This is a genomic window from Nocardiopsis ansamitocini, from assembly GCF_030268225.1.
Taxonomy (GTDB): domain Bacteria; phylum Actinomycetota; class Actinomycetes; order Streptosporangiales; family Streptosporangiaceae; genus Nocardiopsis_D; species Nocardiopsis_D ansamitocini.
This window is the reverse complement of sequence record NZ_BSQG01000014.1, coordinates 35057-56268: the sequence shown is the minus strand read 5'-3', so window position 1 is coordinate 56268 and position 21212 is coordinate 35057. Positions and strand designations below refer to the sequence as shown.

Below are 21212 nucleotides of genomic sequence, written 5' to 3'. Positions count from 1 at the left end.
GGTTACTTCCCGCCGGTCTTGGCGACCTTGATGGTCTCCTGGCCGACCTTGCTCTGCTCCAGCGCCTCGGTCTCTTCCTCGCTGCCGAGGATGGAACCGGAGGTGGTCTGGAAACCCTTCTTGAACTCCGCGATCGACTCGGTGATCGTGTCGATGGCGCCGTCCTCGAGCTTGCCGCTCTCACGGATGCCGTCGAGAACCTTGCCGTGCTCGCGGCGCAGGTAGTCCAGGAACTCGCCCTCGAAGCGGCGGATGTCCTCGACCGGAACGTCGTCGAGCTTGCCGGTGGTACCCGCCCAGATGGAGATGACCTCTTCCTCCATCGGGAACGGCGAGTACTGGCCCTGGCGCAGCAGCTCCATGAGGCGGGCACCGCGCTCGAGCTGAGCCTTGGAAGCGGCGTCCAGGTCCGAACCGAAGGCGGCGAACGCCTCCAGGTCGCGGTACTGGGCCAGGCCCAGGCGCAGCGTGCCCGAGACCTTCTTCATGGCCTTGGTCTGCGCGGCGCCGCCGACTCGCGACACCGACACACCGACGTTGATCGCCGGGCGCTGACCCTGGTTGAACAGGTCGGACTCCAGGAAGACCTGGCCGTCGGTGATGGAGATGACGTTGGTGGGGATGTAGGCCGACACGTCGTTGGCCTTGGTCTCGATGATCGGCAGACCGGTCATCGAACCCGCGCCCAGCTCGTCGGACAGCTTCGCGCAGCGCTCCAGCAGACGGGAGTGCAGGTAGAAGACGTCACCCGGGTAGGCCTCACGGCCCGGCGGGCGGCGCAGCAGCAGCGAGACCGCACGGTAGGCCTCGGCCTGCTTGGTCAGGTCGTCGAAGACGATGAGGACGTGCTTGCCCTCGTACATCCAGTGCTGGCCGATGGCCGAACCGGTGTAGGGGGCGATGTACTTGAAGCCCGCGGGGTCCGAAGCGGGAGCCGCCACGATCGTGGTGTACTCCAGCGCGCCGGCCTCGGCCAGCGCACCGCGCACGCTCGCGATGGTCGAGCCCTTCTGGCCCACCGCCACGTAGATGCAACGCACCTGCTTGGTGGGGTCGCCGGACTCCCAGTTGGCCTTCTGGTTGATGATCGTGTCGATGCAGACCGCGGTCTTGCCGGTCTGGCGGTCACCGATGATCAGCTGGCGCTGGCCACGACCGATGGGGGTCATCGCGTCGATGGCCTTGATGCCGGTCTGCAGCGGCTCGCCGACCGGCTGGCGCTGCATGACCGTGGGTGCCTGCAGTTCGAGCTCGCGACGCTGTGACGTCTCGATCTCACCCTGGCCGTCGATGGGACGGCCGAGGGGGTCGACCACGCGGCCCAGGTAGGCGTCGCCTACCGGCACCGAGAGAACCTGACCGGTGCGGCGCACCGGCTGGCCCTCCGCGATCTTGGTGAAGTCACCGAGGACGACGACACCGATCTCGCCGATCTCCAGGTTCTGGGCGATACCCAGAGTGCCGTCCTCGAATTCCAGCAGCTCGTTCGCCATCGCAGAGGGAAGGCCACCGACGCGGGCGATGCCGTCACCGGAGTAGGTGACGGTCCCGATCTCCTCGCGTGCGGCGGCATCCGGCTCGTACGATTGGACGAAGCGCTGCAGCGCGTCCCGGATTTCCTCCGGTCGGATCGTCAGCTCCGCCATCTCACGTATGTCCTTTGTTCTCCGTTACACGGCCAACCTGCCGGCGCCGCGTAGCTCTCGTCGCGCCGGTTCGGAACCGACGCCGTGCGTCTTCGGTGATTCGTCAGGTCAGCCGGCCAGGCGCCGCCGGACCTCGGCGATGCGCCCGGCGACGGTGCCGTCGATAACCTCGTCGCCCACGCGGATGGAGAGCCCACCCACAATTTCCGGGGCGATTTCGATGTTGAGGTGGATAGCCCGCCCGTACACCCGGGTGAGTACCTCCTGCAGTTTGGACTGCTGGGGAGCGCTCAGGGGAACTGCGGTGCGCACCACGGCGATGTAGCGCTTGGCCCGCTCGGCGACCAACTGGCCGAAGTGGTCCAAACCCTGCTCAAGGGTACGTCCCCGCGGCCGGCTCACGGCTTCGGTGACGAGCGCGAGCGCTGCGGCACTGACCTTGCCCGAGAGCAAGTTCTCCACCAGGGCCCGCTTGTGCCCCACCCCGACGGCGTCGTTGGTGAGTGCGGCGCGCAGTTCTGGCTGGGCTGCGACGATCCGGCCGAACCGGAACAGCTCGTCCTCGAGCTCACCCAGGCGCTGGTCGGCCGCCAAGCCGGCGACCGTGGCGAACACGGCCACCTGCTCGGCGGCGTCGACCATGTCGCGGCCCGTGGACCACTTTGCCTGGACGATGTCGCTGGCCACGAGAATCGTGGCCGGCGACACCTTCGACTCAAGGAGGGAGCCGATCAGCCCGGACTTGCTCTCAGGGGTCCTTGACTGGTCGACCAGCCATCGACGCAGGGAGCGCTCTCCGTGCAGGAGAGCCACAACCTCGAAGAGCTCGTGTCCCAGCGTGGCGGTTTCGGTCGAGGTCAGGACGGCGTCGAGACGCCGCGTCACCTCTTCCAGCGAAGCTCGACTGAGTCCGCGCATCAGCGCACCTCGGCTTGCTGGGTGCTCTGGTCCTGCTCCAACTCGGCGAGGAACCGGTCGATGACCCGGCCCTGCGCGGCGTTGTCGGCGAGAGTCTCGCCGACGATGCGGGTGGCGAGATCGGTGGACAGCGTCCCGATCTCGGTGCGCAGCTGGTGCAGGGCGTGCTGGCGGTCGGCCTCGATCTGGGCGTGCGCCGCTTCGATGATGCGGCGGGCCTCGACCTGGGCCTCCTCACGCGCCTCCGCCAGGATGGCGGCGCGCTGCTCACCGGCCTTCTGCAGCTCTGCCGCGTAGGACCGGTGGGCTTCCTCCAACTTCTCCCTGTACTGCTGGCGCAGCTCTTCGGCTCCCGCCTCCGCCTGCTTCGCCCGCTCGATGCCGCCCTCGATGGAGTCGGCGCGTTCGTCGAGCATCTTCGTGATCCGCGGGACGGCGTACTTGTACACCAGCACGAAGATCAGAACGAAGGCGATGAGGCCGAAGACGAGTTCATCGATGTGAATCCGCAGAACGTTCTCTTCGGCGGCCAAGCCCAACATGGTCAGCGCCCCTTCACGTTCGATTGCCTACTTCCTTCGCCGGTTCGCCTTAGATGGCGAACGCGAGAACGAAGCCGAGCAGCGCAAGGGCCTCGATCAGCGCGAAGCCGATGTAGATGTTGGTCTGGAGGGGGCCGCGGGCCTCGGGCTGGCGGGCGATGGCCTGCATGCCCATACCGAACACGATTCCCACACCGATGCCGGCACCGATGACGCTGATGCCATAACCGATGACGTTCAGGCTGCCTTCCATGGACTTCTCCTTGAAGATCATGGCCACACTGGGCCAGTTTGGGGGTCAAGCGCACCCTGGACTGGACGCGCTGGATGGTCGGTGTCGGGAAAAACGTGGCACACCGGCCTTACGGCCTAGTGCGCCTCCTGCGCCTGACCGATGTACAGCGCCGCGAGCAGCGTGAACACGAAGGCTTGCAAGAACATGATCACCAGCTCGAAGGCTGTGAACACGACGAACGCCAGCAACGAGGCACCGGAGAACAGGACCGAGATGGTCCCGAACAGCGGGCCCGCGGCGGGGTTGAACATGTACCAGCCGGCGGCGGCGAAGGTCGCGAGCAGCAGGTGCCCCGCGAACATGGTGGCGAACACACGAATGGCGTGCGTCGCCGGGCGGATCAGGAAGTTCGAGATGATCTCGATGGGGACCAGGAGCGGCAGGATCCAACCGGGGGCACCGGAGGGCACGACCGCGCCCTTGAGGTACTTGCCGACCCCGCCCTGCGAGCGGATCCCCACCACGATGAACGTGACGTAGACGACCAGCGCGATACCTACCGGGTAGGACAGGTTGCTGGTGACCGGGAGCTGCAGGAACGGGATGATTCCCATGATGTTCATGGCGAACACGAAAATGAACAGCGAGATCAGGAGCGGGAGGTACTTGTCCCCCTTCACCCCCATCATGGGCCGCGAGATCTGTTCCCGGATGAACAGGAAGAAGATCTCACCGATGCTCTGGCTGCGGTTGGGGACCAGCGACTGCTTGCGCGAGGTCCACCACAGGAACAGCAGCGCCAGGCCGGAGGCCACCGCGAGCAGCACCGCGTACTTGGTGATGCCGCTGGTCATCGGGATGTCGTAGTCGACCCAGGGGGACGGGAAGAAGATCCCGACGGAGGGGGCTTCGAAACCGGGACCTCCTGGCGTGAACAGACCACCACCGCCCTCGGCAGCGAGGTTGAGCGTGTCAGCACTCACGGCGAACCCTTCCGTCGTGAATCAAGAGAGACTGGTCAGTTCCGAGCGGACCGGCAAGGGCGGTCTGCGGCGGCTTCTTCGCCCGCGTCACACCGGACCCGTGGCGGGTCTCGGTCGCGGGCGAAGGAGGGGTGACACCTAGTGTCGGGGGTGCAGCCTGGCGAAGAGCATGTACATCGCCAGTCCGAGTCCGAACAGGATGCCGATGGGGAGGAAGAGCGCCTGGTGATCCGTTAATCGGTCGACCAGCCAGCCGGCGCCGCCCCACACCATCATGCCGGATATCAGCAACGACAGCGTGCCGACCCCGTCGATCGGGGTTTCTTCCGGTTTGCGCGACTCGCTCATCTCGCTCCGGAAGATAGCAGGATGCAACGGGGGGATGCTTGGCGGGGTCCATGAACCTGGCCGCGCCGACCGCGGGGGTCACGCGTTCTCATGCTTTGGCTCCCCGCCGGGGGAGGTGGACACGGACTCCGGCTCGACGTGAAGGGTCGTGGAGGTGGCCAGGACGTAGGTGTGTCCCCCCAGCCAGGCGACCACTCCGAGCAGCGCGGTGACGGCGAACGCCGTCATGTCCATCCAGGCCAGGGAGTCGACGCCGCGCAGCAGGACCAGCGCGACGGCAAGCAGCACCGCCTTGACCAGGAACGCCCCCATCATGGCGGGCATGAAGAGCTCGGGGTTGCGCTTGCTGATCCGGGAGACGGCAACCGCGCTGCTGCCGAAGAAGAGGAGGAGAAGGAGAAGCGCGGAGAAGGCTCCGGCCGCTCCGGCCGTACCCGAGAGCAGGGCGAAGAGCGCTGTGGCGCCGACTCCGATGATCAGTGTGGGAATCGCGGCGCCTCGGAGAATCCGGGCGTCGTGTTCCTGCATGAAGAAGCTCCGGTGCTGTTCAGTGGGGTGCTTGCTCGTGAAAGCTATCACAAGGTTTTTAGCACCAGATCCGGGGGCACCTTTACCTCTTGCCTACAAAACGCATGGTGTGCCGAAACACCGCCGGATTCGGTACCGATGTCGGATGCCTCACGCGGGTGTCCCCCATGGCTCCCACTCGCTGAGCTGCCTGGAGGGCCGACTGCCTTCACCACCGGGGTCACCGCTGGTCCACGGCGCCGGGGCCGCCCTTTCGTGCGCGGGCCTGTCGCGCCCGGAGCACAGCACGCCGTCGGCGCAGCCGCGGCAGCGTGATCAGGCCAAGCGCACAGATGGCTACCAATGTGGTAACGGTCAGCACCATCAGCGGCGCGTCGAAGATCGACAGCGAAACCGCGGCGAACGAGATGATCGCCGCCCAGAGGTACATGAGCAGGACGGCACGCGCGTGGGAGTGTCCCAGTTCCAGCAACCGGTGGTGCAGGTGCTTCTTGTCCGGGGCGAACGGCGATTTTCCGGCCAGTGTCCGACGCACCACCGCCAGAACGAGGTCGGCCAGCGGCAACGCCAGGACCAGCAACGGAAGCATGATCGGCAGCATCGCGACGAGCCCGCTGGCGTCGAAGCGCGTCACCGAGTTCGCCTGGAACTCGCCGGTCACCGTGATCGTGATGGAGGCCAGCAGCAGGCCGATCAGCATCGACCCCGTGTCGCCCATGAAGACCTGGGCGGGGTTGAAGTTGTGGATGAGGAAACCGATGCACACCCCGGCCAGGATGATCGCGATCATCGCCGGGTAGGACTGGCGGTCGAACCCCTGGTCGACGGCGACCACGTAGTAGTAGGCGAAGAAGGCGAAGGCCGAGATCGCCACGATCCCCGCTGCCAGACCGTCCAGGCCGTCCGCGAAGTTCACGGCGTTGATGGTGACCACGATCAGCAGTACCGACATCACCGAACCGAGTTCCGGGCCGAGGACCAGGGTGGTACCGGGTAATGGCAGCCACAACAGTTGCACGCCTTGCCACACCAGGATGCCGGCCGCCGCCACCTGTCCGGCGAGCTTGGGGACGGCCGAGATCCCCCACCGGTCGTCGACGATGCCCAGCAGGGTGATCATCCCGCCGGCCAGCAGGAGACCGCGCCACCACGTCTGGTCGAAGAAGATCTCCTGGAGGTGGGGCAGCTGTGCCGAGATGAGGAGCGCTGCGGCGAATCCCCCGTACATCGCGATCCCGCCCAGTCGTGGGATCGGTTCGGTGTGCACGTCGCGGTCGCGGACCGGCGGGACCGCCCCGAAGGCGATCGCGGCACGACGCACGAAGGGGGTCAGCAGGTAGGTGACCGCCACGGCGATGACGAACGTCAACGCGTACTCACGCACGGCTTTGCAGAGACCTTCCGGTTGCGCGGCCGCGCCTATGGCGCGGCATGCGACGGGTGGTGGATGGCCACGACGGTAGCACTTCTGGAGCATCCCGGAGACGCTGACGGCATGTCCGATACTCCGGTTGCGTTCCGCCGGTGTCAACGGATTCCCGTTTTCTCGGGATCCGCCCTCCGATGGAACCGCCCCTGCGCCGCCGTCCGGCCCCCGAGCAGACCCCAGGGGGCACGGCTGCCTGTTCCTGAGCAGAGAGACGGCCTGCCCGCTCCCTGAGGCCCCTCCGCCCGAAACAAGCCACGCCCCGGACAGGAAACCCGGGACGCGACACGTCCGCCCCTCGCGGCACGATGCCCAGCAACGAGGGCCGGTCCGTCACCCGACCGTCAGGACGACCGGAACGACCGAAGACGTTGTTCCGATCGTCGTACTCCACGCCCGGCCACGGCCCGTAAACAACGGGCCCTACGACGACCGGCCCCGCATCCCTCGGTTGGGCGGTGCTCCTCGGCCGTGGCTGCTGTCCGGCCGGCACGCGGCCCCGGTCGTACAAGGGGGTGTCCAGGGCGGCGGAGTCGGCCACCGCTGTCTCCCGACAGTCGCGCATCGAGAAGCTGCTAGGCGTCCGGTTCGGGGGCGGCGGGGCCTTGGCCGCGATCTGCCGGAGCGTCGGGCTCGGAGGTTTCCTTGGCCTCGCCGGGCGCCGGACGGGTGGTCTTCAGCTCTGCGATGACCGTTCCGCACACGGCGCGCAGCCGCTCGATGGGGATGGCACCCGAGCGCAGCACCCGCGGTACCGCGTACGTCAGATCGATGATGGTGGAGGGCAGTTCATCCGCGCACGGACCGCCGTCCAGGTAGACCGCAACGCTGTCTCCCAACTGTTCGGCGGCGTGAGCCGCTGTGGTCGCGGCGGGGTTCCCGGAGGCATTGGCACTGCTGACAGCCATCGGACCGACGTCCTTGAGCAGTTCCAGCGCGACCGGATGCATGGGCATCCGAACCGCGACCGTGCCCTTGGTGTCACCGAGGTCCCAGGACAGACTGGGGGTGGCCGCACACACGATGGTGAGCGGTCCCGGCCAGAATTCCTCGATCAGGTCCTGGCCGTGGTTGCCGAGGTCCTCGATGAGCGCCTGCGCGGCACGCACCGACCCCACCAGCACGGGGGGCGGCATGTCCCGGCCCCGGCCCTTGGCCGCGAGCAGCCCGGCCACCGCGCTGGGGCTGAAGGCGTCGGCACCGACACCGTAAACGGTGTCGGTGGGCAATACCACCAACTCCCCCCGACGGACGGTGGAGGCCGCGTCGGCGATCCCCGTCTTGCGCTGTTCCTCGTCCCCACAGTCGTAGCTGCGGCTCACAACGTCACCTCGGTTCGTCCAGGTCAGTCATCGGCGCGGCGGGCGACCACGAAACGGTCGCGGCGGGCCAGGTCCTTGTGGTTGAGCACGTCCCGCCACCCCTGTTCCTCGGGGAACAGCCGGGGGATGTCGATGCCCTGGCCGTCGCCGTGCTCGATCCCCAGGTATCCCCCGGGGCGCAGCAGCCGACGACCGACACCCTCCAAGGTGCGGATCATGTCGAGTCCGTCCGCGCCGGACCACAGCGCCGGTGCGGGGTCGTAGTCACGGACCTCGGGCGGGATCTGCTCGGCACCATCGGTGGGAACGTAAGGCGGATTGGTGATCAGCAGATCGACCCGGCCGGCGAACTCTGCAAGACAGTCGCGCATGTCGGCCCGGTGGGCGGTGATGCGGTCGGCGTGCCCACTGTCCTCGATGTTGCGCCTGGCCCAGGCGAGCGCGACGTCGTCGAGTTCGACCGCGTGCACCCTGGAACGCGGCACCTCTTGGGCGATGGAGATGGCGATCGCCCCCGAACCGGTTCCCAGGTCCACCACGAGCGGGTCGGCTACATCCATGGCGCGCAGTACGTCGATGGCCCAGGAGACCATGATCTCGGTCTCGGGCCGGGGCACGAAGACGCCGGGGCCGACCCGGAGCTCCAGGTAGCGGAAGAACGCCCGGCCGGTGATGTGCTGCAGCGGTTCCCGGGCCGCACGCCTGGCCACGCACTCCCAGTACCGGGCGTCGAAGTCACCGTCGGCGACACCGTGCAGCCCTCCTCGACGGACGCCGTGCACGAAGGCGGCAAGTTCTTCGGCGTCCGTGCGGGGCGAGGCGACGCCGGCTTCAGCAAGCCGCAGGGTCGCCCGCGCCACCTCGTCGAGCAGGAGGTTCACTGCTGTGCGGCCTCCAGCCTCTCCTTGGTGTCCGCGTCGATGAGCGCGGTCAGGACCCCGGTGAGGTCGCCGTTGAGCACCTGGTCGAGGTTGTAGGCCTTGTAACCCACCCGATGGTCGGAGATGCGGTTCTCGGGGAAGTTGTAGGTGCGCACCCGCTCGGAGCGGTCGACGGTGCGGACCTGGCTCTTGCGTTCGGCCTGGGCCTCTGCGTCGGCGCTGGCCTGCGCCTCGGCGAGCAGTCGGGCGCGCAGCACCCGCATCGCCGACTCCTTGTTCTGCAGCTGGCTCTTCTCGTTCTGGCAGGAGACCACGATGCCGGTCGGCTTGTGCGTGATCCGCACCGCGGAGTCGGTGGTGTTGACGCTCTGCCCACCGGGGCCGGAGGAACGGTAGACGTCGATGCGCAGGTCGTTCTCGTGGATCTCGACCTCGACCTCTTCGGCCTCGGGTACGACCAGCACACCGGCGGCGGAGGTGTGGATCCGCCCCTGGGACTCGGTGACGGGAACGCGCTGCACGCGATGCACGCCGCCCTCGAACTTGAGCTGGTTCCACACGCCGTGTCCTGCGTCGGCACTGGCCTTGGCCTTGACCGCGATCGTGATGTCCTTGTAACCGCCCAGGTCGGAGTGGGTCGCGTCGATGACCTCGGTCTTCCAGCCCTGCCGCTCGGAGTAGCGCAGGTACATCCGGACCAGGTCCCCGGCGAACAGGGCGGACTCCTCACCGCCCTCGCCCGCCTTGACCTCCAGGATGACGTCCTTGTCGTCATTGGGGTCGCGCGGGATGAGGAGCTGGCGCAGGCGGTCGATCAACTGCTCGCGCTGGCCGGTGAGCTCCTTGGCCTCGGCTGCGAAGTCGGGGTCCTCGGCGGCCAGTTCGTTGGCGGCCTGGATGTCGTTCTCGACCTGCTGGAGCTCACGGTAGGTGCTGATGATGGGGGTGAGCTGGGAATAGCGCTTGGCCAGTCTGCGCGCCTGGGACGGATCGGCGTGCACGGCGGGATCGGCGAGCTGCTGTTCCAGCTCGTAGTACTCGCCGAGAAGATCGTCCAGCTTCACTTGGTAGTCCCCATCGAAAGCGTCGGTTCGAAAAACCGCGCGGTCTTTCCCGCGCGGCCCGTATCGACGGCGCCGGACCGCAGGAGCGGTCGGCGCCGTCGCCGGCTCGAACGCTACTTGCGCTTGCCGAAGCGCTTCTCGAAGCGGGCCAGGCGGCCGCCGGTGTCCAGGATCTTCTGCTTGCCGGTGTAGAACGGGTGGCAGGCCGAGCAGATGTCGGTACGGATGCTGCCACCGGTGGCGGTGCTGCGGGTCACGAAGGTGCTTCCGCAGGTGCAGGTAACCGTGGTCACGTTGTAATCGGGGTGAATGCCAGCTTGCATCGTGGATCTCCTCGCTAGGTGCGGTCGCCGGACGCACGCGCGCAGCGATGAACATCCCGAATGGACGGGGGCATGCGCGAACCGGTACCGCGGCGGTCAATACACCAGTTTGCCAGACCTTCAAACCGCAATCGTCCAGCGTGTATTCCGCACCCCTGGTCCTACCCCGCGGAGGAGCCCCTTCCGGCCTCGCCGGGCGGCGCCGAGGGGGCCTCGCTGGGCGGAGCTGACGGGACCTCGGGACGCGGGCCTCCCGTCTCCGGTGGGCACAGGGCTGTTTCGATGACGCTCCAGGCGGGCGCGTCGGGGTCGGCGTCGAAACGGGCCTGGAACATGGTGAAATGCCGGTCCTCGCTGTGCACGGTCCATGTCCGGTACCCGGGGATGTGTCCCGAGTGCATCCATACCTGGACTCCGCAGGAGAGCCTTCGCTGATGGGGGCCGAGCCCGTAACCGTAGCCCTGCTGCGGGCTGAGGCCTTGCACGGTGAGCATCTGGGCGAGTTCGGGGGGATCGAGAACCTTCCCGCCCAACAGTTCGGTGTAGAAGTGGTTGACATCGGCGACGGTGGAGACGATCTGCGCGGTCCCGTACCAGCGCGTCGGGTTGAACTCGGTGATCTCGGCGGGTTCGGGCTCGGCGCCGGGAAAGGCCCGCACGGGGAGGTAGGCGTGCAGAACCGGGGCGGGCATGTCGACGGTCGAGGGGATGAACGTCTGGTCCAGTCCCAGCGGCTCCAGGAGTCGGCGGCTCACCTCCTGGTCGTAGGGAACCCCGGTGACCTTCTCGATGACCATGGCGACGAGTACGTAGTTGGTGTTGGAGTAGCCCCCGCCCTGGCCGGGTTCGAACACGAACTCGTGCTCGTTGGCGATGGCCACGAGCTCCTCGGGCCGCCACTGCCGATCCGGAGTACCGAGCACGGGCGGCATGGACCTGCTGAAGCTGTAGATGCCGCTGGTGTGGCTCAGGAGCATCCGAAGAGTGACCTCGTCACCACGGTTGAGCAGCCCGGGGAGATATTCCTCGACGGTGCCGTCGAGCTCGACCCGCCCCTCTCCGACGAGTTCGAGCAGAACCGTGGCGAGGAAGGGCTTGGAGATGCTCGCGATGCGAAAATGCGCGCCTTGATCGATGGGCGCCCCGGTGGCGCGGTCGGCCGTCCCCGAGGTCCCGGTCCAGACATCGGAGCCGCCCGGCCCCGTGACCACGAGCTCGGCCACGACACCGCTGGAGCCTTCGGTGACCACCTCGTCGAGTCGTTCCTGGAGAGAAGCGCGCTCGTCGGCCGGAATCTGCGGCGGGTCGGGCGCGAGGGGGGCCGCCGCGGCTCGACCGACCGGTGCCCATCCGATGTCCGTCAGCTGGCATCCCTGACTCAGCGTCAGCAACACGGCAGCCGTCAGCGCGGCGCCTGCAACCGGTATCCGGCGATTAGTCTCCATTGCCTGACAATTCGATCATGGGTCGCGCACTCTATTGACCACCGGGGCGTCCCCGCACCGGTGGCCGCACGACGCCCGGAATAGGCGCGCACACGACAAAGGAGTGCCCCTCCCGAGATGGGAGGGGCACTCCTTTGCTGCCGGCGCCTGAGGAAGCTAGTGCTTGTTGGGGCCCGCTGTGGTCTTTTGCACCTCGAGAAGGAACTCCGCGTTGCTCTGTGTGCCCTTGAGCTTGTCCAGAACGAGTTCCAGTGCCTGCTGGGTGTCCAGGGCGTGCAGCACTCGACGGAGCTTCCAGATGATGGTGAGCTCTTCGCCCGACATCAGGATCTCCTCCTTACGGGTGCTGGAGGCGTCGACGTCGACGGCGGGGAAGATCCGCTTGTCGGCGAGGCTCCGGTTGAGCTTGAGCTCCATGTTGCCGGTGCCCTTGAACTCTTCGAAGATCACCTCGTCCATCCGCGAGCCGGTCTCGACCAGCGCGGTGGCCAGGATGGTCAGCGAGCCGCCGTTCTCGATGTTGCGGGCCGCTCCGAAGAACCGCTTGGGCGGGTACAGCGCCGTGGAGTCGACACCACCGGACAGGATGCGCCCGCTCGCCGGTGCGGAGAGGTTGTAGGCACGTCCCAGCCGTGTGATGGAGTCCAGCAGGACTACCACGTCAAGGCCCATCTCGACCAGGCGCTTGGCACGCTCGATGGCGAGCTCGGCGACGGTCGTGTGGTCCTCGGCGGGACGGTCGAAGGTCGAGTCGATGACCTCGCCCTTGACCGTGCGCCGCATGTCGGTGACCTCTTCGGGGCGTTCGTCGACCAGGACGACCATGAGGTGACACTCGGGGTTGTTCTCGGTGATCGCGTTGGCGATCGACTGCAGCACCATCGTCTTACCCGCCTTGGGCGGGGAGACGATGAGTCCGCGCTGCCCCTTGCCGATGGGTGAGATCAGGTCGATGATGCGGGTCGTGAGGATGTTGCCCTCGGTCTCCAACCGCAGGCGCTCCTGCGGGTAGAGCGGAATGAGCTTGGAGAACTCCGCGCGACCGCGCGACTGGTCGGGCGACATCCCGTTGACGCTGTCCAGGCGCACCAGCGCGTTGAACTTCTCGCGGCGCTCGCCGTCGCGGGGCTGGCGCACCGCACCGGTGATGGCGTCGCCCTTGCGCAGACCGTTCTTGCGGACCTGGGCCAGCGAGACGTAGACGTCGTTGGACCCGGGCAGGTAGCCGGTGGTCCGCACGAACGCGTAGTTGTCCAGGATGTCCAGGATTCCGGCGACCGGCAACAGGACGTCGTCGTCGGAGATCACCGGCTCCGGTTCCTGGCGGTCTCCGCGACCGCGACGGTCCCGACGGTCCCGGCGACGTCCGCGCCCTCTGCGTCCGCCGAACTCGTCGTCATCATCGTTGTTGTTACCGCCGCTGTTGCCCCGATCGGGGCGTCCAGCGTTCTGGGCCTGGTCGTTGCCGCTACCGCCGCTGTCGCGGTTGGTACGGCGCTCGTCACGGCCGTCACGGCCGTCACGGTCGCGGCCGTCACGGTTGCGGCGGTTGCGCTGACGCTCCCTGCCGCCGCCCTGGCCGCTCTGGCCGGACTGGCCCTGGTCGGAACCGGTGGTCTGGGTATTCGATGTCTTGGTCACGCCGCTCGCGGGGGTAGAGGGATCAGTGCCATCGGCGGGCGTCTGCTGCTCGCCGGAGTCGTCACCGCGCCGGCGGGACGACCGACGGCTGCGGGAGCGCTCGGAACGCTCGGCCTGCTCGGGAACGGCGCCGCCCGCCTGTGCCTCGGCCTCTGCGGCGGGAGCCCCGCTCTTGGCGGCCTCCGGCGCCGATGCGGCATCGGTACTGGCGGACTTCTCGGCACCGCGGCGCGCAGCGCCGTCGGTGGACTCGACCTTAGCGGCCGAGCCCTTGGTTTCGGCGGTCTTCGCCGATTTCTGGGACTTGGCAGCCTGGACGGGTCCGCCCTGCTTGCTTTCGATGGCGCTGATGACGTCGTTCTTGCGCATCCGCCCGGTGCCCGTGATCCCGAGGTCCGACGCAAGGCGCTGGAGCTCGGTGAGCTTCAGCGCGGACAGCCCGGTACCACCGGAACGGCCGCGAGACCGCGTTGACGTGCTCTTACCGGCCCGAGGCTCGGTGTCGCCGACGTCCACGCTGGACGGGGTCGTGCTGTGCGTACTGACCGCCGCGTCCGGGTGGAGTTCGGTGGTGTCGCTCACTAAGGGTCCTTCCCAAGGAGCGGGCTTAAGGCCGTCGTCGTGACTAGATCGGCCAGCCCGATGGTGCGAACCGGCAGGGCCGGGTCAGGCGTGCCCAACGTGGATGCCGGGACCGTTGATGCTCAACGGGCCCTTTTACCCGATCGCGGCGGGCTCTGGGGACAGCCAGACGTTGGGGCTATGGGCTCGATGATGCTGCCCGCATGCCATCTTGGTCATTCCTGCACGAGGAAAACGAGACTTCAGTGGAGTGGGCAGAGCCACGGGCGCGCCGTGAACTCGACACAGTGACTGCCGTGCGAAGCGCTTGCGGGAAAGAGACCACTTGCGCGTGATACGCGGAAAACACTGTGGCGGATGAGCACACGCCCCGCAATGGGGCATCTGGTGCTTCACCTAGCCTAACATCACCGGAGCCCACAGCTATTCCTCGACACAAGTCTATGAACGGGGAGAAGTGACACGCACCCCTGCCTGATCGATTCTTAAGGGGCGTATGTGCCAACCAGTACCCGTTCGACCCTGGATTGAATCAACCAGATCGAGACTGATTTGATCACGATCGCCGTACGCTCCCGACTGTGCACCCGCAACTCCGTGTTCAGCGAGGTCAGCGAGCACCAGGACCGTGGGCCCGGCTCCGGAGACAACCGCGGCGAATCCACTGGCGCGCAAGGATCGGATGAGTTGGACGCTCTCGGGCATGGCCTCGGCGCGGTATTCCTGGTGCAGCCGGTCCTCGGTCGCGGGAAAGAGAAGTTCGGGGTGGCCGAAAACGGCCGCGGTCAATAGCGCGGCGCGGCCCGCCGAGAAAGCAGCGTCGGCGTGCGGAACCGATTCCGGGAGCAGTCCGCGGGCGCGCTCGGTGGACAGACCGCCGTCGGGGACGCACACGATCGGCCGGATTCTGGGCGAAGGAGCGGTGGACAGCGCGTGCCACCCACCGTCTCCACGCCAGGCGACCGTGAACCCGCCGTAGACACACGGCGCGACGTTGTCGGGGTGGCCTTCGAGGTCGGCCGCCAAGGAGAAGATCCAATCCCGGTCGACCCCGTCGGGCTGTTTCTCGTCGCGGCGTCCGAGCAGGGCGGCCCCGGCCGTGATCCCCGCGGTGATCGCCGAGGAGGACGAGCCCAGGCCGCGGGCGTGCGGAATACGGTTGCGGCAGTGCAGGTCGATGCCGGGCATCCGCTCCCCCGCCGCTTCGAAGGCGGTGCGCAGTGCGCGTACGACGAGGTGGGATTCGTCCAGGGGGACGGTGTCCGCTCCCTCCCCTTCCACCGTCACCACGACGCGGTCGTCAGCGCGGACGGTCGCCTCGATCTCGTCGTGGAACTCCAGGGCCAGGCCAAGAGCGTCGAACCCCGGCCCGAGGTTCGCGCTGGTAGCGGGAGTCTGCACGGTCACCGTCGTGCGGTACGGCTTGGACATTGGGCTGCTCCGGGAAAAGGGGGCGGCGCGAACGGTGTCGAACCCGCGCGACAGTCGGTGCGGCGAGGGTCGGGACGGTCGCGTCCCGACCCGAGAGGCGGGACGCGACCGGTTGCTTACGAAGGATCGCCGGTCAGGCGAGGCCGAGCGCGGCAGCGGCGGAGGCGGCATCCACCGGAACGGTGACCGCGGAGGAAGCCCCCGCCAGTGCCCAGTCGGGGTCCTTGAGCCCGTTGCCGGTGACCGTGCAGACCACCCGGCTGCCCCGGGCCACCTGGCCCGCCTCGACGGCCTGGAGAAGGCCGGCCACACTGGCAGCGGAGGCGAGCTCGACGAAGACGCCTTCCTCCCCTGCGAGCAATCGGTAGGCGGAGAGGATCTGCCGGTCGGTGACGGCGTCGATCCGACCGTCGGACTCGTCGCGGGCCTTCTCCGCGAACTGCCAGGAGGCCGGGTTTCCGATCCGGATCGCGGTGGCGATGGTACGCGGCTGGACGACCGGGGCCCCGTTGACGATCGGCGCCGATCCACTGGCCTGGAAACCGAGCATCCGCGGCAGCCGTGTCGAGTGGCCGTCGGCCGCGTACTCCTTGTAGCCCATCCAGTAGGCGGTGATGTTTCCGGCGTTTCCGACGGGCAGACAGTGGATGTCGGGGGCGTCACCCAGCGTGTCCACGATCTCGAAAGCCGCGGTCTTCTGTCCCTGGAGGCGGAACGGGTTGACCGAGTTGACCAATGCCACGGGATAGTCGACCGAGAGCTTGCGGGCCAGTTCCAGGCAGTCGTCGAAATTGCCGTCGACCTGCAGCAGCTTGGCTCCGTGCACCAGCGCCTGGGCGAGCTTGCCCATGGCGATCTTGCCCTGAGGGATCAAGACCGCGCAGGTCATGCCCGCCCGCACGGCGTAAGCGGCAGCGGAGGCGCTGGTATTGCCGGTGGATGCGCAGATCACGGCCTTGGCGCCCTCTTCGGCCGCCTTCGTGATGGCCATGGTCATCCCACGGTCCTTGAAGGAACCGGTGGGGTTGAGTCCCTCGACCTTGAGGAAGACCTCGCAGCCGGTCAGCTCCGAGACCCGCGTGGCGGGTACCAGCGGGGTGCCCCCCTCAAAGAGGGTGACGACCGGGGTGTTCGCCGTGACGGGAAGACGGTCGCGGTATTCCTCGACGATTCCTCGCCACGCCCGTGCCATGCTCACGACGGGGCCCTTTCGAGTGGTGAAGCGTAAGTGGGTGCGGCGGTCAGGAGGCGGTCCGGCGCTGGGGCGCCGCCGGGTCGGCGGCGCGGTGCGCCCGGGCTGGCCGGGTGGGGCGCGGCCTCGTGATCCCCACAAGTCTAGGCCCACCCGCGTCCGGCACCGCATCCGACCTTTCGCGTCTCAGCAGGTGGAACGGCTGACGCCCGGGTTGCACCGGATCGACCGTGGCTAGTGGTCGCTGAACGTCTCGACCCGCATCACGCTGGCGACTGCGCGCACCATGTCGTGCGAGCGCAACTCGGCGACGGTCGCCGACAGCGCCGCGTCGGGCGCGGTGTGGCTGACGAGGACCAGTTGGGCGTCCTCACCGGAGCCTTCCTGACGGACGTTCTTGATGGAGACCCCGTGGTCGGCGAAGACATCGGCGACGCTGGCCAGGACGCCCGGGCGGTCGGCAACGTCGAGGGAGACGTGGTAGCTGGTGATGGTCTGCCCCATCGGGTGCACGGCCAGACCGGTGTCCTCCTCCCCTTCGGCCACCGAAGTGTTGGCGAGCCGGTTGCGGGCGACCGCCACGAGGTCGCCCAGCACCGCGCTCGCGGTGGGGGCCCCGCCCGCCCCCGCACCGTAGAACATGAGGCGCCCCGCGGACTCGGCCTCCACGAATACCGCGTTGTACGCCTCTGCGACGTTGGCCAGCGGGTGCTCGCGCGGCAGCATCACCGGGTGGACGCGGACGCCGATGGAGGTTTTGTCCTCGGCGCGCTGGCAGATCGCCAAGAGCTTGACGACGCAGCCCATCGCCTTGGCACTGGCGATATCGGCGGCCGAGACCTCGGTGATCCCCTCCCGGTGCACGTCGGCGGCCGTGACGGGGGTGTGGAAGGCGAGCCGGGCGAGAATGGCGGCCTTGGCCGCGGCGTCGAAGCCCTCGACATCGGCCGTGGGGTCGGCCTCGGCGTAACCGAGGGACTGGGCCTCCTCCAGCGACTCGGCGAAGCCGGCGCCGAGCCGGTCCATCCGGTCCAGGATGTAGTTGGTGGTGCCGTTGACGATGCCGAGGACGCGGTGGACACGGTCGCCGGCCAGGGAGTCGCGCAGGGGCCGCAGCAGCGGGATCGCCCCGGCGACGCTGGCCTCGTAGTAGACGTCCACCCCCGCGGCGCGTGCCGCGGCGTGGATGGTGGCGCCGTCCTCGGCCAGCAGTGCCTTGTTGGCCGTGACCACTGACTTGCCCGCCTTGATGGCGGCCAGGATGAGCGAACGGGCAGGCTCGATTCCACCGATGACCTCGACCACCAGGTCGATGTCCTCCCGGGTCACCAGACCCATGGCGTCGGTGGTGAACAGCTCGGGATCCAGGCCCGTCCCGCGTGCGCGCCCCAGACGGCGCACAGCGATGCCTCCGATCTCCAAAGACGCGCCGATGCGCGCCTGGAGTTCGCCGGACTGCTCGTTCACCAGTCGGACTACTTCCGAGCCCACAACGCCGCAACCGAGCAGCGCCACCTTCAGTGCCATAAGGGGGTGACTCCCACTTCTTCACTCATGTCCGCGTTCGTTCTCCTCGCCCCGGTCGGAAGCGGGGCTCCCGGGCCTGTTTCCCGGGCAGGGTCAGCCTACGTCCAGCCGCAGGAGGTCATCCTCGGTCTCCCGCCGGATCAGGGTTCGCGCGACGCCTTCACGGACCGCGACCACGGCCGGACGGGGCAGGTGGTTGTAGTTGCTGGCCATGGAGTGGCAGTAGGCGCCGGTCGCGGCCACGGCGACGAGCTCGCCGGTGCGCAGGTCCGCGGGAAGGTGGAGGTCGCGCACCACGATGTCACCGCTCTCGCAGTGCTTGCCGACCAGCCGCGACAACATGGGGTCGGCGTCGCTGTCGCGCGAGGCGAGCACGCAGGTGTACTCGGAGCCGTACAGCGAGGTACGGATGTTGTCGCTCATCCCGCCGTCGACGCTGACGTAGGTGCGGATGCCTTCGACGTCCTTGATCGTGCCGACCTCGTAGAGGGTGACCCCCGGAGGTCCGGCGATGGCGCGGCCGGGCTCCACCGCGATACGCGGCATCGGCAGGTCGTTGGCAGCGCACTCCCTGGCGACGATGCCGAGCAGGCTCTCGGCGATCGTCTTGGGCTCCAGCGGCCGGTCGCCGGGAAGATAGGCGATTCCCAGGCCTCCGCCGAGGTCGAGTTCGGGCAGGAAGACGCCGTGTTCGGCGTGGATCCGGGTGATGAAGGTGCTGAGCCGACGGGCCGCGACCTCGAATCCGGCGGTGTCGAAGATCTGCGAGCCGATGTGGGAGTGCAGGCCGACCAGGTTGAGGTGGCCGGAGGCCAGAAGACGGCGCACCCCCTCTGCTGCGGCGCCGCTGCTCAGCGCGAGGCCGAACTTCTGGTCGTCGTGGGCGGTGGCGACGAACTCGTGGGTGTGCGCCTCGACACCGGTGGTGACGCGGATGAGGACGTCGGGCACCCGGCCCTGCTCAGCGGCGATTCGCTCCAGGCGCTCGATCTCGTCGAAGGAGTCGACGATGATGCGCCCCACCCCGACCTCGACGGCCCTGGCCAGTTCGGCCTCGGACTTGTTGTTGCCGTGCATTCCGATCTTGGCCGGCGGGAAGCCCGCGGCAAGCGCAACGGCGAGTTCGCCGCCGCTGCACACGTCGAGCTTGAGGCCCTCCTCCAGGACCCAGCGCGCCACGGCCTTGGTCAGCAGCGCCTTGCCGGCGTAGTAGACGTCGGCGTCCGCGTCGCTGAAGGCCAGGCGGTAGTCGCGGGCACGGGCACGGAAGTCGTCCTCGTCCAGCACGAACAACGGGGTCCCGTATTCGCGGGCGAGCTCGCCGACTCCGACGCCGCCGATGGTGATCTCGCCGTCGACCCGCTTGGCCGTGCGCGGCCACACGTTGGGGTCGAGTTCGGTGAGGTTGCGGGGCGGACTGGGCGGGTGCTCCTCGGGGAGCACATCCGCGTGGCGTTGTCCGGCGGGGTGGGCGTTGCGGCTCATTGGCACGACTCTCGGAATCGAAACGACAGGGTGATGCGTGCGCTCTCGGACGGATGCGTGGTTCGTTCTCCGTACCGGACGCGCGTGGGCGACCACGGAGTACTCACGGCCTTGTGGGCGCGGGCACTCCGATGAGGAACAGTCCGACGCGCAGCACACCGGCGGTGGCCTCGCAAACGTCGAGGCGGGCCGCGGCGGTCTGGGCGCACGCGTCGGCGTCACGGTGAAGGGTGTCCCCCGTGATGGCGTCGCACGACTCCCACCACTCATGGTAGGCAGCGCTGAGCTCCTCCAGGTATCGCACCAGGATATGGGGTTCGCTACGTCGCGCGGCGGCGGCCAGTGCGGCGGGACCGTCGAACAGGGTCGAGACGAGGTCCGCGGCGGCCGGTTCGGCGAGGGCCGCCGCAGCCACGGGATCGCCGAAGTCCCAGCCGCCCGGGGGGCGTCCCGACGCCGGCGCCCAGAGGTCGCGGGTGGCTCGGGCGTGGGCATGGGCGTAGCGAACGGCGAAAGCAGGGTTCGCTCCGACTGCGCGCGCCCACGTCCCCGGCGCCCAGGCACTGGGAAGTGCGGGGAGCCCCGGACCGGTGGCCTCGTCCGGGCGGACCCGGTCGGAGGGGCTTCGACAGAAGGAGAACCGGGCAGCGGCCTCTCCGATTACGGCGAGCAGCTTCGCAGAGGCGCCCTGTGGGTCGGGGGCGTCGATGTAGCGGTCGCGCCAACCGGTCCCTTCTCCGGCGCCGGAGGAGGGCGCCTCGACTCCGTGTCCGACCGCCGCGGCGATGCGCAGCCGCGCGTCGGCGCGGGCGAGGTCGCGCGCCGCGGCTAGGTCACCGGCCTGCGCGAGGTCGCGCAGCGGCGGCTGGGCCGACCGTTCGATCGCCGGTTGGGGACCGCCGCCCGCGAGATAGCTCCAGGGGTCCGCGGCAGCGGCGACGACCGGCCCGAGCCGGGACGTGGGGGTGAGGGTAAGGGTGAGGAAGGCTGCGCCCTCCACCCCGGAGCCGGCCACCGCAGGGTTCTCGCGCAGAATCGCCGCGGCACGGACGGCGAGGTCGGCGGCCGACCGGCGAAACGGCCCGGCGAGGCGCAGCGGCAGACTGCTGGCGTAATCGGCACCGGAACCGGGGCGGGCCCGGCGCGGCTGCGCAGGAGGCAGTCGCTCGGTGGGGACACCGAGCGCGGCGGCACAGCTCGCGCGCAGGAGGGCGTCGACCCCGGCGGGTGTGCCGAGCGGCGGTGCGAGCCGGCTCACGCCGCTCGGGATGCGGCTGCGAGGTCGCGCACGATCCTGATGAGCTCCGCAGGATCGAACGGTTTGGTCAAGAAGGCGTCGACCCCGATGTCGGAGCCGCGGCGCAGGTCGGTCTCCTGGGCGCGCGCCGTGATGAGCACGACTTTCACGTGACGGGTCTCGGCGTCGCGCTTGAGGCGCGCGGCGGCCTCCCACCCGTCGAGCCGGGGCATCATCACATCCAGCGTGACCACCTCGGGCAGCACCTCCCGTACCTGTTCCAGGCAGTCCTGCCCGTCCACAGCAGTGTGCACGTCGAACCCCTCCAACCTCAGGTTCAACGCGATGAGCTGTCGTATCACTTCATCGTCGTCAACCACGAGCACGCGTCCACTGGCTTCAACCACGGGCGTGACACTAGCGCTCAAACGACCGGTGGCGCTGGCGGATGCCCAA

General features: G+C 68.3%; 20 protein-coding genes. All 20 read right to left on the bottom strand.

Annotated features, from left to right (window positions below):
• Nucleotides 1-2 precede the first annotated feature (2 nt).
• Nucleotides 3-1646: a F0F1 ATP synthase subunit alpha gene (gene atpA, locus QSJ59_RS23470; protein WP_285761930.1), complete on the bottom strand. Its 1644-nt coding sequence runs from the start codon at nucleotides 1644-1646 to the stop codon at nucleotides 3-5.
• 108 nt (nucleotides 1647-1754) lie between these two features.
• Nucleotides 1755-2564 (bottom strand): F0F1 ATP synthase subunit delta, encoded by an 810-nt coding sequence (locus tag QSJ59_RS23465; RefSeq protein WP_285761929.1) that lies wholly within the window; start codon nucleotides 2562-2564, stop codon nucleotides 1755-1757.
• On the bottom strand, nucleotides 2564-3106 hold the full coding sequence (locus tag QSJ59_RS23460; RefSeq protein ID WP_285761928.1) for a F0F1 ATP synthase subunit B: 543 nt from the start codon (nucleotides 3104-3106) through the stop codon (nucleotides 2564-2566). The genes QSJ59_RS23465 and QSJ59_RS23460 overlap by 1 nt, the downstream gene beginning before the upstream one ends.
• 49 nt (nucleotides 3107-3155) lie before the next feature.
• Nucleotides 3156-3359, bottom strand: coding sequence for an ATP synthase F0 subunit C (atpE, locus tag QSJ59_RS23455; protein WP_133742835.1), 204 nt, complete (start codon nucleotides 3357-3359; stop codon nucleotides 3156-3158).
• Between the two features lie 116 nt (nucleotides 3360-3475).
• Entirely contained in the window at nucleotides 3476-4324 is an 849-nt protein-coding gene (gene atpB, locus QSJ59_RS23450) for a F0F1 ATP synthase subunit A (RefSeq protein WP_285761927.1), read from the bottom strand.
• 138 nt (nucleotides 4325-4462) lie between these two features.
• A complete protein-coding gene (locus QSJ59_RS23445; RefSeq protein WP_285761926.1) occupies nucleotides 4463-4672 on the bottom strand; it encodes a hypothetical protein in 210 nt (69 codons plus the stop codon).
• Nucleotides 4673-4750: 78 nt separating this feature from the next.
• On the bottom strand, nucleotides 4751-5200 hold the full coding sequence (locus QSJ59_RS23440) for a Cg1360 family ATP-synthase-associated protein (protein WP_285761925.1): 450 nt from the start codon (nucleotides 5198-5200) through the stop codon (nucleotides 4751-4753).
• Between the two features lie 220 nt (nucleotides 5201-5420).
• Entirely contained in the window at nucleotides 5421-6584 is a 1164-nt protein-coding gene (locus tag QSJ59_RS23435) for an MraY family glycosyltransferase (RefSeq protein ID WP_285761924.1), read from the bottom strand.
• 617 nt (nucleotides 6585-7201) lie between these two features.
• Nucleotides 7202-7948 (bottom strand): L-threonylcarbamoyladenylate synthase, encoded by a 747-nt coding sequence (locus QSJ59_RS23430; RefSeq protein WP_285761923.1) that lies wholly within the window; start codon nucleotides 7946-7948, stop codon nucleotides 7202-7204.
• Between the two features lie 23 nt (nucleotides 7949-7971).
• Complete coding sequence (prmC, locus tag QSJ59_RS23425) at nucleotides 7972-8829, bottom strand: peptide chain release factor N(5)-glutamine methyltransferase (RefSeq protein WP_285761922.1); 858 nt, start codon at nucleotides 8827-8829, stop codon at nucleotides 7972-7974.
• Nucleotides 8826-9893, bottom strand: a complete 1068-nt coding sequence (gene prfA / locus QSJ59_RS23420; RefSeq protein WP_285761921.1) for a peptide chain release factor 1 — start codon at nucleotides 9891-9893, stop codon at nucleotides 8826-8828. The genes prmC and prfA overlap by 4 nt, the downstream gene beginning before the upstream one ends.
• A gap of 113 nt (nucleotides 9894-10006) precedes the next feature.
• The gene (gene rpmE, locus QSJ59_RS23415; RefSeq protein ID WP_285761920.1) at nucleotides 10007-10216 is read right to left on the bottom strand and encodes a 50S ribosomal protein L31; all 210 of its coding nucleotides are present in this window, start codon (nucleotides 10214-10216) and stop codon (nucleotides 10007-10009) included.
• A gap of 161 nt (nucleotides 10217-10377) precedes the next feature.
• The gene (locus QSJ59_RS23410) at nucleotides 10378-11661 is read right to left on the bottom strand and encodes a serine hydrolase domain-containing protein (RefSeq protein ID WP_285761919.1); all 1284 of its coding nucleotides are present in this window, start codon (nucleotides 11659-11661) and stop codon (nucleotides 10378-10380) included.
• 156 nt (nucleotides 11662-11817) lie between these two features.
• Complete coding sequence (gene rho, locus QSJ59_RS23405; RefSeq protein ID WP_285761918.1) at nucleotides 11818-13884, bottom strand: transcription termination factor Rho; 2067 nt, start codon at nucleotides 13882-13884, stop codon at nucleotides 11818-11820.
• A gap of 441 nt (nucleotides 13885-14325) precedes the next feature.
• The gene (gene thrB, locus QSJ59_RS23400) at nucleotides 14326-15315 is read right to left on the bottom strand and encodes a homoserine kinase (protein WP_285761917.1); all 990 of its coding nucleotides are present in this window, start codon (nucleotides 15313-15315) and stop codon (nucleotides 14326-14328) included.
• A 133-nt stretch (nucleotides 15316-15448) separates the two neighbouring features.
• Nucleotides 15449-16507 carry a threonine synthase gene (gene thrC / locus QSJ59_RS23395; RefSeq protein WP_285761992.1) on the bottom strand — a complete coding sequence of 353 codons (1059 nt, stop codon included), beginning with the start codon at nucleotides 16505-16507 and terminating at the stop codon, nucleotides 15449-15451.
• 234 nt (nucleotides 16508-16741) lie between these two features.
• A complete protein-coding gene (locus tag QSJ59_RS23390) occupies nucleotides 16742-18034 on the bottom strand; it encodes a homoserine dehydrogenase (protein WP_285761916.1) in 1293 nt (430 codons plus the stop codon).
• 93 nt (nucleotides 18035-18127) lie between these two features.
• Nucleotides 18128-19519 (bottom strand): diaminopimelate decarboxylase, encoded by a 1392-nt coding sequence (gene lysA / locus QSJ59_RS23385; RefSeq protein ID WP_285761915.1) that lies wholly within the window; start codon nucleotides 19517-19519, stop codon nucleotides 18128-18130.
• Nucleotides 19520-19622: 103 nt separating this feature from the next.
• Nucleotides 19623-20777 carry a DALR anticodon-binding domain-containing protein gene (locus QSJ59_RS23380; RefSeq protein WP_285761914.1) on the bottom strand — a complete coding sequence of 385 codons (1155 nt, stop codon included), beginning with the start codon at nucleotides 20775-20777 and terminating at the stop codon, nucleotides 19623-19625.
• Nucleotides 20774-21142 carry a response regulator gene (locus QSJ59_RS23375; RefSeq protein WP_285761991.1) on the bottom strand — a complete coding sequence of 123 codons (369 nt, stop codon included), beginning with the start codon at nucleotides 21140-21142 and terminating at the stop codon, nucleotides 20774-20776. The genes QSJ59_RS23380 and QSJ59_RS23375 overlap by 4 nt, the downstream gene beginning before the upstream one ends.
• Nucleotides 21143-21212 lie beyond the last annotated feature (70 nt).

What these genes read in the sequence shown, in the direction of transcription:
- atpA (WP_285761930.1), bottom strand. Translation starts at nt 1,646, where the DNA reads ATGGCGGAGCTGACGATCCGACCGGAGGAAATCCGGGACGCGCTGCAG.
- QSJ59_RS23465 (WP_285761929.1), bottom strand. Translation starts at nt 2,564, where the DNA reads ATGCGCGGACTCAGTCGAGCTTCGCTGGAAGAGGTGACGCGGCGTCTC.
- QSJ59_RS23460 (WP_285761928.1), bottom strand. Translation starts at nt 3,106, where the DNA reads ATGTTGGGCTTGGCCGCCGAAGAGAACGTTCTGCGGATTCACATCGAT.
- atpE (WP_133742835.1), bottom strand. Translation starts at nt 3,359, where the DNA reads ATGGAAGGCAGCCTGAACGTCATCGGTTATGGCATCAGCGTCATCGGT.
- QSJ59_RS23445 (WP_285761926.1), bottom strand. Translation starts at nt 4,672, where the DNA reads ATGAGCGAGTCGCGCAAACCGGAAGAAACCCCGATCGACGGGGTCGGC.
- QSJ59_RS23440 (WP_285761925.1), bottom strand. Translation starts at nt 5,200, where the DNA reads ATGCAGGAACACGACGCCCGGATTCTCCGAGGCGCCGCGATTCCCACA.
- rpmE (WP_285761920.1), bottom strand. Translation starts at nt 10,216, where the DNA reads ATGCAAGCTGGCATTCACCCCGATTACAACGTGACCACGGTTACCTGC.
- QSJ59_RS23410 (WP_285761919.1), bottom strand. Translation starts at nt 11,661, where the DNA reads ATGGAGACTAATCGCCGGATACCGGTTGCAGGCGCCGCGCTGACGGCT.
- thrB (WP_285761917.1), bottom strand. Translation starts at nt 15,315, where the DNA reads ATGTCCAAGCCGTACCGCACGACGGTGACCGTGCAGACTCCCGCTACC.
- thrC (WP_285761992.1), bottom strand. Translation starts at nt 16,507, where the DNA reads ATGGCACGGGCGTGGCGAGGAATCGTCGAGGAATACCGCGACCGTCTT.
- QSJ59_RS23390 (WP_285761916.1), bottom strand. Translation starts at nt 18,034, where the DNA reads ATGGCACTGAAGGTGGCGCTGCTCGGTTGCGGCGTTGTGGGCTCGGAA.
- lysA (WP_285761915.1), bottom strand. Translation starts at nt 19,519, where the DNA reads ATGAGCCGCAACGCCCACCCCGCCGGACAACGCCACGCGGATGTGCTC.